The following is a 13,119-nucleotide window of genomic DNA, read 5'->3' as shown; positions in this document are numbered from 1 at the left end:
CCGCCTTCAGCCGCCCGCCCTCAGCCGTCCGTGCCCAGCCGGACCGCGTCCGTCGCGGTCACCAGCTCGGCCAGCGCACGCGGATCGCTGAGCGAGCGGCAGGTGAGCTCGCGCACGCGGTTCAGCCGGTACCGGACGGTGTTCGGGTGGCAGTGCAGCACTTGACCCGCGCTCTCGGCCGACCCGTCGTGATCGACGTAGGCCTGGAGCGTCCGCAGCAGTGCGACGCGGTCCTCCGACGGCAGCGCGAGCACCGGCCCGAGCACCTCCTTGGCCAGACGCCGTCCCTCGTCCGGGTCGTGGGCGATCAGCGCGGCCAGCGGGCTGGTACTGAACTCCCGTACGCCGGGCCTGCCCACGGCAAGGTCCGCGAGCGCCGTCCGGGCAGCGCGTCCAGGACGTCCGGGCGGGCGACGCGGCGGGCGTGCTCGACGAACAGGTCCCAGAGCATGGCGCAGGCGATGCGGTAGCAGCGCAGCACCTCGGGCAGCGGCGCCCGCTGCCGCGCGCGGCGCCGGCCCGTCTCGGACGGCGCTGACAGATCGGGCGCGGACGTGGGCCCGGCGAGACCGTCGAGGATGAACCGCAGGTTGGCCGACACCGAGGCGCGCAACTCCGCGCCCGGGACGACGCTTTCGTCGCGGTAGAGGTCGATGCGGTCGCGGGTGGCCGCGCACACGTCGTCGATCAGCGCGGGCAACCGCCGCTCCGCCCACGCCACCAGCTCACCGAGAAGGGGGTCGGGCAGGCCCGGTACCCGACCAGGTGTGTCCGCGACGTGATCGGCCATGGGTGGTGCTCCCCTTGTGGGTGCGGGACGGTCGGGCGAGGGCCTCAGAAGTAGCCGCGGCGCGTCTCTCCGACACCAACGTCTCCAGCTCGGTGATCCGCTCGGTCGTGCTGCGGCACTGTCTCCTCTCGTACCTCTTCGGCACGAGCCTGCTGGCCACGGCCATCAACCTGGTCGCGGGCATCGTCACCGGCTGACCGGTGGACACCCGCGCGGCGCGGCCACCGTGTCGGGATGCCGAGCCCCGGGGAGGCTGCGACGATCGGCGGGCGTCCCCCAGGCCCACGGCACGAAAGGCCCACCCATGCACGCTGTACCCGTGAAGCGCAGCACCCGAGGCGCGCGAGGGCGTGCCGTCGGCGTCGTGTGCGCCGTCGCCGCGTCGCTCGCCCTGCTGAGCGCCTGCTCGTCGGACGACGGGGACGACACCTCCTCGGGCACCAAGGAGAGCGAGAGTGCCACCCAGAAGGACCAGAACGGCTCGGCGAGCCCGTCCGGCCGGCTGAACGAGGACCAGAGCGAGCGCAAGAAGCTGCTGTCCGCGACGAAGGTGGACTGGGACAAGGCGGCCCGCACCGCCGAGTCGGAGGTGTCACGCAGCAAGCTCCTGGAGATCGAGCTCGGCGACGACAAGCAGGGCAACCCGGAGTGGGACGCCGAGGTCGTCGCGCAGGACGGCACGGGCACCGACGTACGGATCGACGCCGTCACCGGCAAGGTGAGCGGTTCCACGACGGACAGCGACCAGGACGCGGACGACAAGACGGAGAACTCCGACAAGCTCGCCGCGGCCAAGATCACGGCGACGAAGGCCGCGGACACCGCCACGGAGCGCAAGAAGGGCAAGGTCACCGCCGTCGCCCTCGACGACTCCGACGGCGGCTCGACGGTCTGGTCGGTCGACGTGGTCACGCCCGCCACCTGGGACAAGACGACGTTCGACATCGACGCGGCCAACGGCAAGGTCCTGAACGAGCACGTCGACCGGGACTGAACTCCCGCGGTGGGGCGGCCGTCCGCCCCACCGGGGTTCCGTCAGGTGTGGATCGCCGGGTCGCTCACGCCGACCTGGCCGTTCTCCACATGGCCCGCGAAGCGCCGCAGGAAGGTCTCGTCCGCGTCGGAGACCACCGACACGTCGTACCAGCGCTTGCCCGCGCGCAGGTCCACGGTGTGCTGCACCGTGGCACCGGGCTTGACGGTGAACGTCTCGCTCTTGTCGTCGTAGGCGTTGGCGACGGTGAGGTGGACGGCCGCGCCCGTCGGATTGGTCATCGTCAGCGCCAGGCTGCCGGAGTCGGCGACGTGCCGGGCCGTGACCTCGGGGGCCTTGGCGGTGCCGGGCCCGCGGAAGGCGCGCAGGAAGCCGTTCGGCCCGTGCACCGTGAGGTCGTACGTCCCCTTGGAGTACGTCGTGTTCCAGCTGTCGGAGACGTTCTTGCCGGCCTCGGTGGTGTAGGTCCAGGGGCCGTCGGTGCGCACCGGGGCCGACACATAGAACTGGGCACCGGTGTCCGGGCCGCCGGTGAAGGTGAGTTGGTAGCGGCCGCTCGCCGGGTCGGCGGCGCCGTCCACCGCCGGGGCGTAGCGCAGCGGGCGGGAGGGGCGGCTGCCCTTCTCCTGCACGGGCAGCGTGCCCTGGGCCGGGGGCTTGGGCACGTAGCTGTCGTGGCGCTCGCGGTCCGGCGGCTCGTAGGCGTCGGTGTCGGGGAGTCCGGCCGGGTCGGTGTCCTTGAGGGAGAAGTCGAAGGCCGAGGTGAGGTCGCCGCAGATGGCGCGGCGCCAGGGGGAGATGTGCGGCTCCCGCACCCCGAAGCGGCGCTCCATGAAGCGGATGATCGAGGTGTGGTCGAAGGTCTCCGAGCACACGTAGCCGCCGGTCGACCAGGGGGAGACGACGATCATCGGGACGCGCTGGCCGAGGCCGTAGACGCCCGCTCCGTACGTGGCGTTGCCGTCGAAGACGTCGAGCGTGGTGTCCACGGTGGAGCGGCCGTCGTCGGCGGAGCGGGGCGGGAAGGGCGGCACCACGTGGTCGAAGTAGCCGTCGTTCTCGTCGTACGTGATGAACAGCGCCGTCTTGGACCACACCTCGGGGTTCGAGGTCAGCGCGTCCAGGACCTGGGAGATGTACCAAGCGCCGTAGTTCGTGGGGAAGTTGGGGTGCTCGGAGAACGCCTCCGGGGCGGCGACGTACGACACCTTCGGCAGCTTGTCCGCCTTGACGTCGGCTCTGAGGACGTCGAAGTAGCCGTCGCCCGCCTTGGCGTTCGTGCCGGTGCGGGCCTTGTCGTAGAGCGGGTCGCCGGGCTTGGCGTCGCGGTACTTGTTGAAGTAGAGCAGCGAGTTGTCGCCGTAGTTGCCGCGGTAGGCGTCGTCGATCCAGCCCCAGCCGCCCGCTGCGTCGAGGCCGTCGCCGATGTCCTGGTAGACCTTCCAGGAGACCCCGGCCTCCTCGAGGCGTTCGGCGTACGTGGTCCAGTCGTAGCCCGCCTCCTCGTTGCCCAGGACCGGGCCGCCGTCCTTGCCGTCGTTGCCGACGTGGCCGGAGAGCATGTAGTAGCGGTTGGGGTCGGTGGCCCCGATGATCGAGCAGTGGTACGCGTCGCAGATCGTGAACCGGTCCGCGAGGGCGTAGTGGAACGGGATGTCCTGGCGGGTCAGATACGCCATCGTGCCCGTGGTCTTGGCGGCGATCCAGTCGTCGTACTTGCCGTCGTTGAAGGCCTTGTGGCCGCCCGCCCAGTCGTGGTTGAGGCCCGCGATGAACTGCATGCCGAGGTTCTCGGCGTCGGGGTGGTAGGGCAGCACCTCCTTGCCGGTGCCGTCCGCCTGGTGCCAGACCGACTTGCCGCTGGGCAGCGTGACAGGACGGGGGTCGCCGAAACCGCGGACGCCCTTCAGCGCGCCGAAGTAGTGGTCGAAGGACCGGTTCTCCTGCATCAGGACGACGACGTGCTCGACGTCGTCCAGGGTGCCGGACCTGCGGGCCGCGGGGATCGCGGCGGCGCGGTCGATGGAGTCGGTCAGGGCGGCGATACCGGTGGCGGTTCCAGCGGTGCCGGCGGCGGCGCCGGCGATCTGAAGGAAGCGCCGTCGATTCAGTTCTGCCATAAGTGGAAGGCCTCGTGGGGGAGAAGCGAACAGAAGTCGCCAAAGTGTTTCAAGAGGTCTGGTCCACTGGGAAGGGGGCGGGGATGTCCGGACAGTAAACCGCCGGCCAATTCCGGCGGCCCGACCACGTGTCTACGCCCGGAAGCAGGTCATTCGGCCCGGGCGCTGCCCATTTCGGCCGGGAAGTCCCTCGCGTCGCAGTCGAAGCCCTGAATCAACTCGTGGAGCTTCCAGGCCTCCGAGTCGTTCCGCCGGAACTCCACGATGGTCGCCGCGGTGGACCCGGCCACCGGCGTGAAGTCCGTCTCCAGGAGGTCCGTGTACTTCTCCACGACCAGGACGCCGGCGTTCTCGATGTCGGAGAAGGTGCGCGGGTCGGCGTCCTGATGGATCACCACTCCGACCACCACCCGACCGTACGAGGGCGCCAGACGGTCGAGTTCGAGCGCCATGACCTCGACGAAGCCGAAACCCATCCCGGTCTCGCTGTGCCGGGTCATGTTGATGGTGCCGTCGGGGGAGCGGCTGTCGTAATGGACAACGTACGCAGGGTCCCCGTGGGGATCGTCGGCGGAGTACGTCGCGGCGACGATGTCGAGATGGCGCGGTGGCTCACCCACGGGACTGGGGTCCCAGCGCAGCCTGACCTCGATCTTCTGCAGTCCCGTCGTGACGTTGCTCACCGGACGCCGCCTCCCTGCCTCGAATCGACCAGGAGCCCTTCCGCCCCCGTGCCCTCAAGTATGGCCTGCGACCAGCACCTTGATGCTCCCTTAGCGCAATTCGCCCCGTCCCCGACAGGCCGTGCCTTCGACGGCGGCCCAGAGGGGAAGGCCCCGGCTCCACGCCGTGGAGCCGGGGCCTTCCCATGTCCGGGCGGGACCTCAGCGCATCTCAGTGCGCAGCAATTGCGCGCACTTCTCGCCGATCATCATCGTCGTGATGCACGGGTTGACGGTGACGAGGTCCGGCATCGCCGAGCCGTCGGCGACCCGGAGGCCCTCGACGCGCAGGCGGGCGTCGAGCGGGGCGAGGGGGTCGTCGGGCGCGCCCATCTTCACCGTGCACGCCGGGTGGTAGACGGTGTTGTGGGTCTGGTGGATGTAGGCGAGGAGTTCGTCGTCGGTGCGGACGTCCCGGCCCGGTGCCAGTTCCGCGCCCTTCCGGCCGCTCAGCGCGGGCTGCGCCGCGATCTCGCGGGCCAGCTTGAGGCCGTACGTCATCACGCGCGCGTCGTGCTCATGGGTGAAGTAGCGCGGGTCGACGCGCGGCTTGTCGCGGAAGTCGCGGGTGCGCAGGCGGACCGTGCCGCGCGACTTGGCGCGGGTCACGTTGGGGGTGAGGCAGAAGGCGTTCTCGGTGGTCGGGTAGCCGTGCCGGGCGTTGTTCGGCGCGGACCTCTTGTGGCACGACCCAACTCCTCTGCGGTGACCGCGCAATGAGCGCCACGCGACCTCTTGTTGCGTATCGCGGGATGCGTTGCGCTATGAGAGACGACGGGTGTCATAGTGGGAAGGACACCAAGACGCCGTCAAGGGGCGGGAGTTAGGGCTTGTCGTTTGGGTCAGGCCCCGCGAGTCCGGCCTGATCCAAACGACAGGCCCTAAGCGACTGCAAATTGGCTCGAACGCTCGAAACCTGGTCGTCACACTGGTCGTCACACACGAACGCGAAGCCGGGTTTCCCCGGCTCCGCGCCGCGTGATCCGTGCCGATTCCGTCAGAAGCCGTGCCCCATGCGCTGGGAGAGGTCGACGGCCGCCGCCACGGTGGACTTGGCGAGCTCCGGCAGATGCTCGGCCGTCATCCGGAAGACCGGCCCGGACACGCTGATCGCCCCGATGACCTTCCCGTCGTGCGCGCGGACGGGCGCCGACACCGCGGCGAGCCCGAGCTCCAACTCCTCGACGGCGATGGCGTAGCCCTGCTCCGCCACCTTCTCCAGCTCGGTGCGCAACGCCGCCGTGCGAACGGTCGTGTGCTCGGTGAAGCGGGGCAGGGTGCGGGCGAGCAGTCCCTCGCGGACCACCGGCGTCAGGTGGGCGAACAGCACCTTTCCGCTGGACGTGGCGTGCAGCGGAGTGCGCCTGCCCAGCCAGTTCTGCGCGGTCACCGCGGCGGCGCCGCGGGCCTGCATCACATTGACCGCCATGTCCTCGTCGAGCACCGCGATGTTGACGGTCTCGCCCAGCTCGTCGGCGAGGTCACGGCAGACCGGCGCGCCCTCCTGGGAGATGTCGAGACGCACCGCCGCCGCCCCGGCCAGCCGCAGCATCCCCGCCGCCAGGAAGTACTTGCCGCGGTCCTTGGCCTGGCCTACGAGGCCCCGGTTCTCCAGGACGCCGAGCAGGCGGAACGCCGTGGACTTGTGGACCCCGAGATCGTCGGCGATCTCGGTGACACCGGCCTCACCGTGGCGGGCGAGGATCTCCAGGACGCTCACCGCCCGGTCCACCGACTGGACCGAGGCCGCCGGACCCTTGGCCGGCTTCTCCGCGCGGGGTGTGGTGCCTGCCGCGTCCGACGTGCTCGATGTGCCCGTTCCCACCTGCGGTTGCTTGCGGGTCATAGCTCAACTCTCACCACCTCGCGACCTGTTGTCGGGTCGCATCTGCGAGAAGCCCTTGACGTGAACGGGCACTCGACCGGATTGTGTTGCGTAATGCGCTCCCCCATGCGTCATGGAGAACAACACGTTACCGAAGAGTTCCGGGTCAAGAGGGGGACCCGTAAAGGTCGCATGCCCGCTCCTCAGGGCTTCATTCGATCTCCGCTCCGGAAGACCGTCCCGCGGGCCCCTCCGGCACCGGCCGCCAGCGCGCGAACAGCCTGCTGCCGCCCCCGTCGCAGACGAATCCGAGCAGGATGCCGATCGCCAGGGAGGTCAGCAGGAGGACCATGTCGTTGTCCTCGATGGCGAAGAGCGAGTAGCAGCCGACGAAGGTGCCGGGGACGAACGAGGTCCAGCGGAAGCGGCCGAGCAGCACGATGCACGTGACGAAGACACCAACGGTCAGTGCGTACGCCGAGTTGGCGCTGCCCAGGGCGTCGGCGCCGCGGATCATCAGCCACGCGCAAAGCACCCCAGCGCAGCTGCTCGTCAGGGTGAGGGCCGCTCCCGGCAGGAGGCGCTTGTCGCAGGCGAAGTAGGCGGTGCAGCCGGCGAATCCGGCCCAGGCCGACAGGCCGAGCGCCCCGGCGAAGCCTCCCCAGAGGCCGCACAGCAGGCCGGTGAACATGGCGGTGCAAAGGAAGTAGCGGTTCACATTGCTCCTTGGTGTCCGTGGGGAGGATCCGACGGGGCGGCCCGCGTCATGAGAACTTCGCGGCGAGTGCCACGACCGCCTTCTCGAAGACCTCGGCGGGCGGGTGGGTGATACCGGCGCCGATCATGCCGATGCCCGGTTCCTTGTGCGCGATGGCGGTGTTGATGACCGGCAGGATGCCGGTGTCGAGCACCTTGCGGACGTCGATGCCGGTCGGCAGGCCCTGGAAGTCCAGGGACGGGATGGTGATGTTCGGGTTCCGCGCGGTGGTGATCTCACCCATCTCGCGGGTGTATGCGAGGGCCTCCTGCACGGTGCCGCCGACGAGCGCGACGATGGCGGGGGCCGCGGCCATGGCGAAGCCGCCGAAGCCGTACGTCTCGCTGATGGCGCTGTCCCCGATGTCGAGGCCGGAGTCCTCGGGGCGGTAGCCCGCGAACATCGGGCCGACGACCTTCTGGGCCGGACCGGTCAGCCATTGGTTGCCGGGCAGGCCGCTGACGCGCAGCCCGAACTCCACGCCGTTGCGGGCCATCGTGGTGACGACGGTCGAGTCCTCGATGCCGTGCGCGGCGTCGAGCGCCGCCTTGGCCATGGCCAGCCAGGTCGGCCCAGAGAAGTAGTCCGAGCTGGCGATGAAGTCGAAGACGTCCTTCTGCTGCTCGGCGGAGAAGCTCGTCTGCACCATCCGGGGCGCGAGCTCCTGCATGAGCAGCAGGCTCCCGGCGATGTTGCGGTTGTGCGCCTCGTCCCCCATGTGCAGCGCCTGGGAGAGCAGCAGGCGCAGGTCGATCGGCCCGCCGATCTCCATGGCCTCCTTGAGCATGGGGCCGAGGACGTCCCGCATCCAGATCAGCCGCTCGACGACCGTCTCGTCGTTGGCCCCCATGCGCAGGATCTTCGACATCTGCTCGGAGAGGTTGGTGTACGCGCGGTTGCCGTGCGTCTCGTTGTGCAGGACGTGCATGTACATCGACGCCGAGGTGACTCCCGCCATGGAGCCCACGCAGTCGTGTTCGTGGCAGGGGGAGAAGGTGATCCGGCCGGAAGCCGCGACCCGCTCGGCCTCGGCGAGGTCGGCGGCGAGGCCCTCGAAGACGAGGGCGCCGAGCACGGCGCCCTTCATCGGGCCGGACATCCTCTCCCAGGTGATGGGCGGTCCTGCGTGGATGATCGTGGTGGGGGTCATGCCGGGCACCACATCGATGGCCCGGCCGAAGCCGACGAGCATCGGCTTGGCGCTGGTGATCCGCTCGACGGCCTCGGCGTTGGCGGCCTCGATCCGGGCGGCGATGTCGGGGCGCGCGAGGTGGTCGAGCGCGGCGATGACCTCGGGCTTGCCGTTGCCCGGCGGCACCCAGTCGAGGGTGGTGACCTTGGTGTCCTGGGCGGCGATGTCCTCCTCGAACATGGCGAGGCCGACGTTGACGACGTTCAGGTCGCCGCCGAAGAGCCGGGCGATGGGCGTGCTGTCGGGTGTGCTGATGGGTGTGCTGCTGGGCGTGGTCATGCGCGGGCTCCCTCGCTGACGATGGCGCGGGCGTACTGCCCGGTTTCGGTGCTGCTGCGGGTGACGGTGACCCCCGCGTCCTCCAACGCGGAGACCTGGGCCGCGAGTTGGGGAGTGTCCTGGTCGGTGCCGAGGACGTAGCCGACGATCTCCAGATGGCGCCCGTCCGCGGCGGCGATGCTCCGGGCCTCGGCGATCGCAGGCAGGGTCGCGCCGACGGGGTCCTCGTGTGCGCCGTAGCCGAGGACGAAGTCCATGACGACGACGGCCACGTCCGGATCCCGGGCCTCCTGGAGCAGTCGTTCCAGGCGCGGGGACGGGTCGATCATCGGGTGCGGGCGGCCGTTGGTGAACTCGTCGTCGCCGAAGTCGAGGAAGGTGTGCCCGCGGCTCGCGTCCGCCGCGCGCAGCACCCGGTCCGGGTTCTTCTGGATGTTGCTCCAGACCTCGTCCTCGTCGGCGTCGAGGAGCGCGTACATCGACTCGTCGCACAGGGTTCCGCCGCAGAACAGGCCGCGGACGTACCGCTGTTGAGGGCTCAGCTTCGCGCGTACGGACTTGATCCGGTCGGCGTCCGGGCCCGGCACGACGGCTTCCGGGTCGCTGGTCAGACGTACCGCCTGGAGGGCGGCGTCCTGGCTGCTCACGGCGAAGTGGCCACCGGCCTCGGTGACCGCCTCGCGCGATCCGCCGACGAAGTAGACGACGACCGGCTTGCCCGTGGTGGCGATCTCGGCGAGTACCTTGCGCTCGACGCCGGGGGCCGGTGGCTTGGAGACGAGGACGATCGCCCGCGTCCGCGGGTCGGCGGCGAGGGCGCGGATGGCGTCGATCATCATGACGCCGCCGACCTCGGCGCTCAGATCGCGTCCGCCGGTGCCGATGAGCTGGGAGATCCCGCCGCCGAGGGCGTGCACCCGCACGCTGACCTCCTGCGAGCCGGTGCCGGACGCGGCGACGACGCCGACGGAGCCCGGGCGGACCGCGTTGGCGAAACACAGCCCGACGTTGTTGATGATGGCGGTGCCGCAGTCGGGACCCATCATCAGCAGGCCCTTCTCGTGGGCGAGGGCCTTGAGCGCGATCTCGTCCGCGAGCGCCACGTTGTCGCTGAACATCATGACGTGCAGATCGTTCTCGAGCGCCGTGCGGGCCTCGCGGGCCGCGTAGGCGCCGTTGACGGCGATGACGGCCAGGTTCGCCGTCGGATCGGCCTTGGCGGCGGAGGCGAGGGTGCGGTGGGTGATCCGCGCCCCGTCGCCCGCCGGGGCCTTGCGCTGGAGGAGCTCCTCGATCGCGGCGAGCGTGGCCTCGGTGTCGACGCCGTCCCCGGTCACGGTGACGATCATGAGGTCGCCGCTTCCGGCCGCCTCCAGCTCGGGCGTGAGCAGGTCGAGGTTGCCGAGCACCTCCTTGTTCTTCTCGGTGGCCATGGCGACGAACGCCTGCTCCACACCGCCGAGTTGGTTCGCCTTCGTCGAGATCGACATCAGCGACACCGAGTCGAAGTACGTACTCTTTTTGATCACTGCGGTGGCGTTCACAGGGAACCTCTCAGTTCTGCTTCCAGGCGGAGTCCGGCCAGCAGGCCGGACAGGAGATCGGCCCCGGAGGTGTGGCCGATGGCGAGCACGCGGTCGACCGGGGGTCGCAGGCGGCGGGACAGCTCGGCGGCGCCCGGTTCGGCGGGGTCGAGAAGCCGGCGCAGCGCGTCGAGCAGGCTCTGCCGCGCACGGCCGCGCAGCGCTTCGCGCAGAGTGGTCCGGCTCAGCCGCGTCGTACGGTCGGGGAGCCTTTCCACCACCTCGCGGGCGGCGGTGACGTAACCGGGGAGTTGGCCGCCGGGCTGGGCGGCGAGGAGGGCGAGCCCGGTCAGGAAGTCGTCGCCGGACGGGGTCAGTCCGGGCCCCAGGCCCAGCAGTTGGGTGATCGCCGCGCGCAGGCCGGGACCGTCGCCCGCGAGCACCGATCGGTGCAACGCCGCCTGTCCGCGCCGCAGTTCGGCTCCGACCGCGGCCTCGAAGGCGTTGGCCGAGTCGGGTGGTGTGCGCATGCCGCCGGGCGGGCCGTGCGCGTCGAGCAGTTCCGCGAGGACCCCGGCTCGTACGGCGAGTTGGGGCCCGGTCAGGCGCAGGCCGACCGGTTTGGCATGCCATTCGCGCGGGCCGAGCGTCATCAGCACGACGAGGCGTGTCGGGGTGCCGAAGGCGACCTCGTCGGCGGTCAGCGTGACCGGGGCGCCCGCCCGAATGCCCGAGGCCGACCAGTCGTCGACGTCGACCCGCGCGCTCCACGGTGCGTCGTCGAGGCCGCGCGCACACAGCGACACCAGCTCGTCATCGCCGGTCAGAACATTGATGACGTGGGTGAACGTGCTGTCCACGCGCCCGTCGAGCGGCCCGTGGCGCAGGCGCGCCAGCAGTTCGGCATCGACGGACAGCGCCGTCGGGGACGGCAGGGCGGTCTCGGTCATGGGCGTCACCTTCTTGCGCGTGAGCTTCTGGCCGCACCCTAGCCCATTTGGTATACCATTTCGAGGGTGCTGCCTCCCGGGAGCACGGTGAGCGGGAGTATGGAGAGGGGAGTCACCATGCGAGTGGTGGTCGCACTGGGCGGAAACGCCCTGGCCCGTCGTGGGGAACCCGTGACGGCCGACCGGCTGCGGACCAATGTGAGGTCGTCCTGCGCGGCCCTGGCGGGCCTGGCCCGCGAGCACGAGGTCGTCGTCACTCACGGGAACGGGCCGCAGGTCGGCCTGCTCGCGCTGCAGAACCTGGCCTACCAGGACGTCGCCGCGTACCCGCTGGACATCCTGGGCGCCGAGACGCAGGGGATGATCGGCTACGTCATCCAGCAGGAGCTCTCCAACGCCCTCGCGGGTGAGCGGGAGGTGACGGCCGTGCTCACCACGACGCTGGTGGACGAGAACGATCCGGCCTTCGAGCAGCCCACGAAGCTCATCGGGCCGACCTACTCGGCGCAGGACGCGGCCGAGGCGGCGGCGGAGTACCGCTGGACGATCGCGCGGGACGGCGACACCTTCCGCCGGGTCGTGCCCTCGCCCGACCCGGTCCGTATCGTCCAAGCCCCGGACATCCAGCTGCTGTTGGAGAACCAACGGCTCGTGGTGTGCGTCGGTGGCGGTGGCGTACCGGTGAAGGCCGACAGCGCGGGCCGTACGAGCGGGGTGCAGGCCGTCGTCGACAAGGACCTCGCCAGCGCGGCACTGGCGGCGGAGCTGAAGGCCGACACGCTCGTCATGCTGACCGACGCCGAGTACGTCAGCGAGAACTGGGGCACGCCGGAGCAGCGGGACATCAAGACCGCCTCCAGTGAGGACATCGGCCGACTCGCCTTCGCCGCGGGCTCGATGCAGCCCAAGATCGACGCCGCGGTCCGCGTCGCGCGCGCGGGCGGCCGAGCGCTCATCGGCCCCCTGGACCGGCTCGACGACCTCCTCGCCCGCAAGGTCGGCACCGAGATCCGCAGCGATGTCGCGGAGGGCATCGTCTACGCCTGACCGCGTACGTCCCCGCGGGAAGAGAACTCCCGACTCCGGTGGCAGGCGCCACGCCCCACGGGAGCCGGGTCAGCCCAACTTGTGGGCGCGCGCCTCCTGTTGAGCCCGCCCGGTCTCCAGGTGGCGCAGCACGAGCGCCTCGACACCGGCGACGTCGCGCTGCTCGATCGCCTCGTAGAGCAGCCGGTGCTCCTCGGCGACCTTCGAGAGGTCGTCGTGCTGGCCGAGCAGCCAGCGCATCCGACTGCGCAGGGTGAGCTCCAGCTCGTCGAAGACGTGATTGCCCGCGAGTTCCGTGGCGCACTCGTGGAACTCGGCGGCGATCCGGCGCGCGGTCACGGCGTCGCCCGACGCGGCCGCGGCGAGCTCGGCGTCGAGCACGGCACGCAGTCGTGCGAGCCCGGCACGGGTGCGGCGTTGCGCCGCCAGCTTGAACGTGACGGTCTCCAGGGCGAACCGCACCTCCTGGAGGTCGGCGATGTCGCTCTTCGTGAATTCGCGGACGACGGCCCACGTCCGGGGGCGCGGCGTGACGAGCCCCTCGGCGACGAGCGCCTTCAGCGCGTCCCGCACCGGCACCCTGCTCACGCCGAGTTCGCCGGCCAGGTCCCGTTCGACGAGCTTGCTGCCCTGCGGGCGGGTGCCGTTGACGATCTCGTCACGGATCAGCCGCGCGATCCGCACCGACTCGGCCTCCCTGCCCTCTTCCACTGCCATCCGGTCCTCGCGCATTCCCTCGGTATATCAAGAGATGACTTGGTATACCATTCTAGATGGGTTACGAGGGTGGGGGCCGAACCGCCGAAGGTCGAACTCCGAGCGGCAGGTCCTAGGTCGTGTCCGCAAAGTGGTTGGCGCGTTGGTGTTTTCGTGGTGCGTCGTCATGAGCTGACTGATCAGGCCTGGGTGGTCGTTGAGCC

11 protein-coding genes and 3 pseudogenes are annotated in these 13,119 nt (G+C 70.3%); 3 read left to right on the top strand and 11 right to left on the bottom strand.

The window, feature by feature from the left end:
- Positions 1-20 precede the first annotated feature (20 nt).
- Together ACIA8D_RS39075 and ACIA8D_RS39070 are read right to left on the bottom strand one after the other, a co-directional pair.
- Positions 21-359: a PucR family transcriptional regulator gene (locus tag ACIA8D_RS39075; RefSeq protein WP_399239784.1), complete on the bottom strand. Its 339-nt coding sequence runs from the start codon at positions 357-359 to the stop codon at positions 21-23.
- Positions 308-790, bottom strand: coding sequence for a hypothetical protein (locus ACIA8D_RS39070; RefSeq protein ID WP_399239782.1), 483 nt, complete (start codon positions 788-790; stop codon positions 308-310). The genes ACIA8D_RS39075 and ACIA8D_RS39070 overlap by 52 nt, the downstream gene beginning before the upstream one ends.
- A gap of 62 nt (positions 791-852) precedes the next feature.
- On the opposite strand from ACIA8D_RS39070, the pseudogene ACIA8D_RS39065 reads away from it, so the two are divergent.
- Both ACIA8D_RS39065 and ACIA8D_RS39060 read left to right on the top strand, forming a co-directional pair.
- Positions 853-987, top strand: a pseudogene (locus tag ACIA8D_RS39065) (DUF1345 domain-containing protein); the annotation flags it as partial.
- 122 nt (positions 988-1,109) lie between these two features.
- Complete coding sequence (locus ACIA8D_RS39060; protein ID WP_399239780.1) at positions 1,110-1,784, top strand: PepSY domain-containing protein; 675 nt, start codon at positions 1,110-1,112, stop codon at positions 1,782-1,784.
- 41 nt (positions 1,785-1,825) lie between these two features.
- Here the strand turns inward: ACIA8D_RS39060 and ACIA8D_RS39055 are convergent, their stop codons facing one another.
- From ACIA8D_RS39055 to ACIA8D_RS39020, 8 genes and pseudogenes are all read right to left on the bottom strand, one after another.
- Positions 1,826-3,904 (bottom strand): phosphocholine-specific phospholipase C, encoded by a 2,079-nt coding sequence (locus ACIA8D_RS39055; protein ID WP_399239778.1) that lies wholly within the window; start codon positions 3,902-3,904, stop codon positions 1,826-1,828.
- A 149-nt stretch (positions 3,905-4,053) separates the two neighbouring features.
- A pseudogene (locus ACIA8D_RS39050) lies at positions 4,054-4,593 on the bottom strand (TerD family protein); the annotation flags it as partial.
- Positions 4,594-4,788: 195 nt separating this feature from the next.
- Positions 4,789-5,292 (bottom strand): annotated as a pseudogene (locus ACIA8D_RS39045) (GMC oxidoreductase); the annotation flags it as partial.
- Positions 5,293-5,623: 331 nt separating this feature from the next.
- The gene (locus ACIA8D_RS39040; RefSeq protein WP_399239776.1) at positions 5,624-6,472 is read right to left on the bottom strand and encodes an IclR family transcriptional regulator; all 849 of its coding nucleotides are present in this window, start codon (positions 6,470-6,472) and stop codon (positions 5,624-5,626) included.
- Positions 6,473-6,662: 190 nt separating this feature from the next.
- Positions 6,663-7,169: a DUF1097 domain-containing protein gene (locus ACIA8D_RS39035; protein ID WP_399239774.1), complete on the bottom strand. Its 507-nt coding sequence runs from the start codon at positions 7,167-7,169 to the stop codon at positions 6,663-6,665.
- Positions 7,170-7,215: 46 nt separating this feature from the next.
- The gene (locus tag ACIA8D_RS39030) at positions 7,216-8,679 is read right to left on the bottom strand and encodes a DUF1116 domain-containing protein (RefSeq protein ID WP_399239772.1); all 1,464 of its coding nucleotides are present in this window, start codon (positions 8,677-8,679) and stop codon (positions 7,216-7,218) included.
- Positions 8,676-10,223: an acyl-CoA synthetase FdrA gene (fdrA, locus tag ACIA8D_RS39025; protein ID WP_399239770.1), complete on the bottom strand. Its 1,548-nt coding sequence runs from the start codon at positions 10,221-10,223 to the stop codon at positions 8,676-8,678. Before fdrA ends, ACIA8D_RS39030 begins: the two co-directional genes overlap by 4 nt.
- Entirely contained in the window at positions 10,220-11,152 is a 933-nt protein-coding gene (locus ACIA8D_RS39020; RefSeq protein WP_399239768.1) for a DUF2877 domain-containing protein, read from the bottom strand. Before ACIA8D_RS39020 ends, fdrA begins: the two co-directional genes overlap by 4 nt.
- A 117-nt stretch (positions 11,153-11,269) precedes the next feature.
- On the opposite strand from ACIA8D_RS39020, the gene arcC reads away from it, so the two are divergent.
- Positions 11,270-12,199 carry a carbamate kinase gene (gene arcC, locus ACIA8D_RS39015; protein ID WP_399239766.1) on the top strand — a complete coding sequence of 310 codons (930 nt, stop codon included), beginning with the start codon at positions 11,270-11,272 and terminating at the stop codon, positions 12,197-12,199.
- A gap of 69 nt (positions 12,200-12,268) precedes the next feature.
- On the opposite strand, the gene ACIA8D_RS39010 is transcribed toward arcC, so the two are convergent.
- Positions 12,269-12,916, bottom strand: coding sequence for a GntR family transcriptional regulator (locus ACIA8D_RS39010; RefSeq protein ID WP_399239764.1), 648 nt, complete (start codon positions 12,914-12,916; stop codon positions 12,269-12,271).
- Positions 12,917-13,119: the final 203 nt, after the last annotated feature.

This window comes from Streptomyces sp. NPDC051684 (assembly GCF_044453445.1).
GTDB lineage: Bacteria > Actinomycetota > Actinomycetes > Streptomycetales > Streptomycetaceae > Streptomyces.
The sequence above is the reverse complement of the archived record's forward strand: the minus strand, read 5'-3'. Positions and strand labels throughout refer to the sequence as shown.

What these genes read in the sequence shown, in the direction of transcription:
- ACIA8D_RS39010 (WP_399239764.1), bottom strand. Translation starts at nt 12,916, where the DNA reads ATGGCAGTGGAAGAGGGCAGGGAGGCCGAGTCGGTGCGGATCGCGCGG.
- ACIA8D_RS39040 (WP_399239776.1), bottom strand. Translation starts at nt 6,472, where the DNA reads ATGACCCGCAAGCAACCGCAGGTGGGAACGGGCACATCGAGCACGTCG.
- ACIA8D_RS39030 (WP_399239772.1), bottom strand. Translation starts at nt 8,679, where the DNA reads ATGACCACGCCCAGCAGCACACCCATCAGCACACCCGACAGCACGCCC.
- ACIA8D_RS39020 (WP_399239768.1), bottom strand. Translation starts at nt 11,152, where the DNA reads ATGACCGAGACCGCCCTGCCGTCCCCGACGGCGCTGTCCGTCGATGCC.
- ACIA8D_RS39070 (WP_399239782.1), bottom strand. Translation starts at nt 790, where the DNA reads ATGGCCGATCACGTCGCGGACACACCTGGTCGGGTACCGGGCCTGCCC.
- ACIA8D_RS39055 (WP_399239778.1), bottom strand. Translation starts at nt 3,904, where the DNA reads ATGGCAGAACTGAATCGACGGCGCTTCCTTCAGATCGCCGGCGCCGCC.
- arcC (WP_399239766.1), top strand. Translation starts at nt 11,270, where the DNA reads ATGCGAGTGGTGGTCGCACTGGGCGGAAACGCCCTGGCCCGTCGTGGG.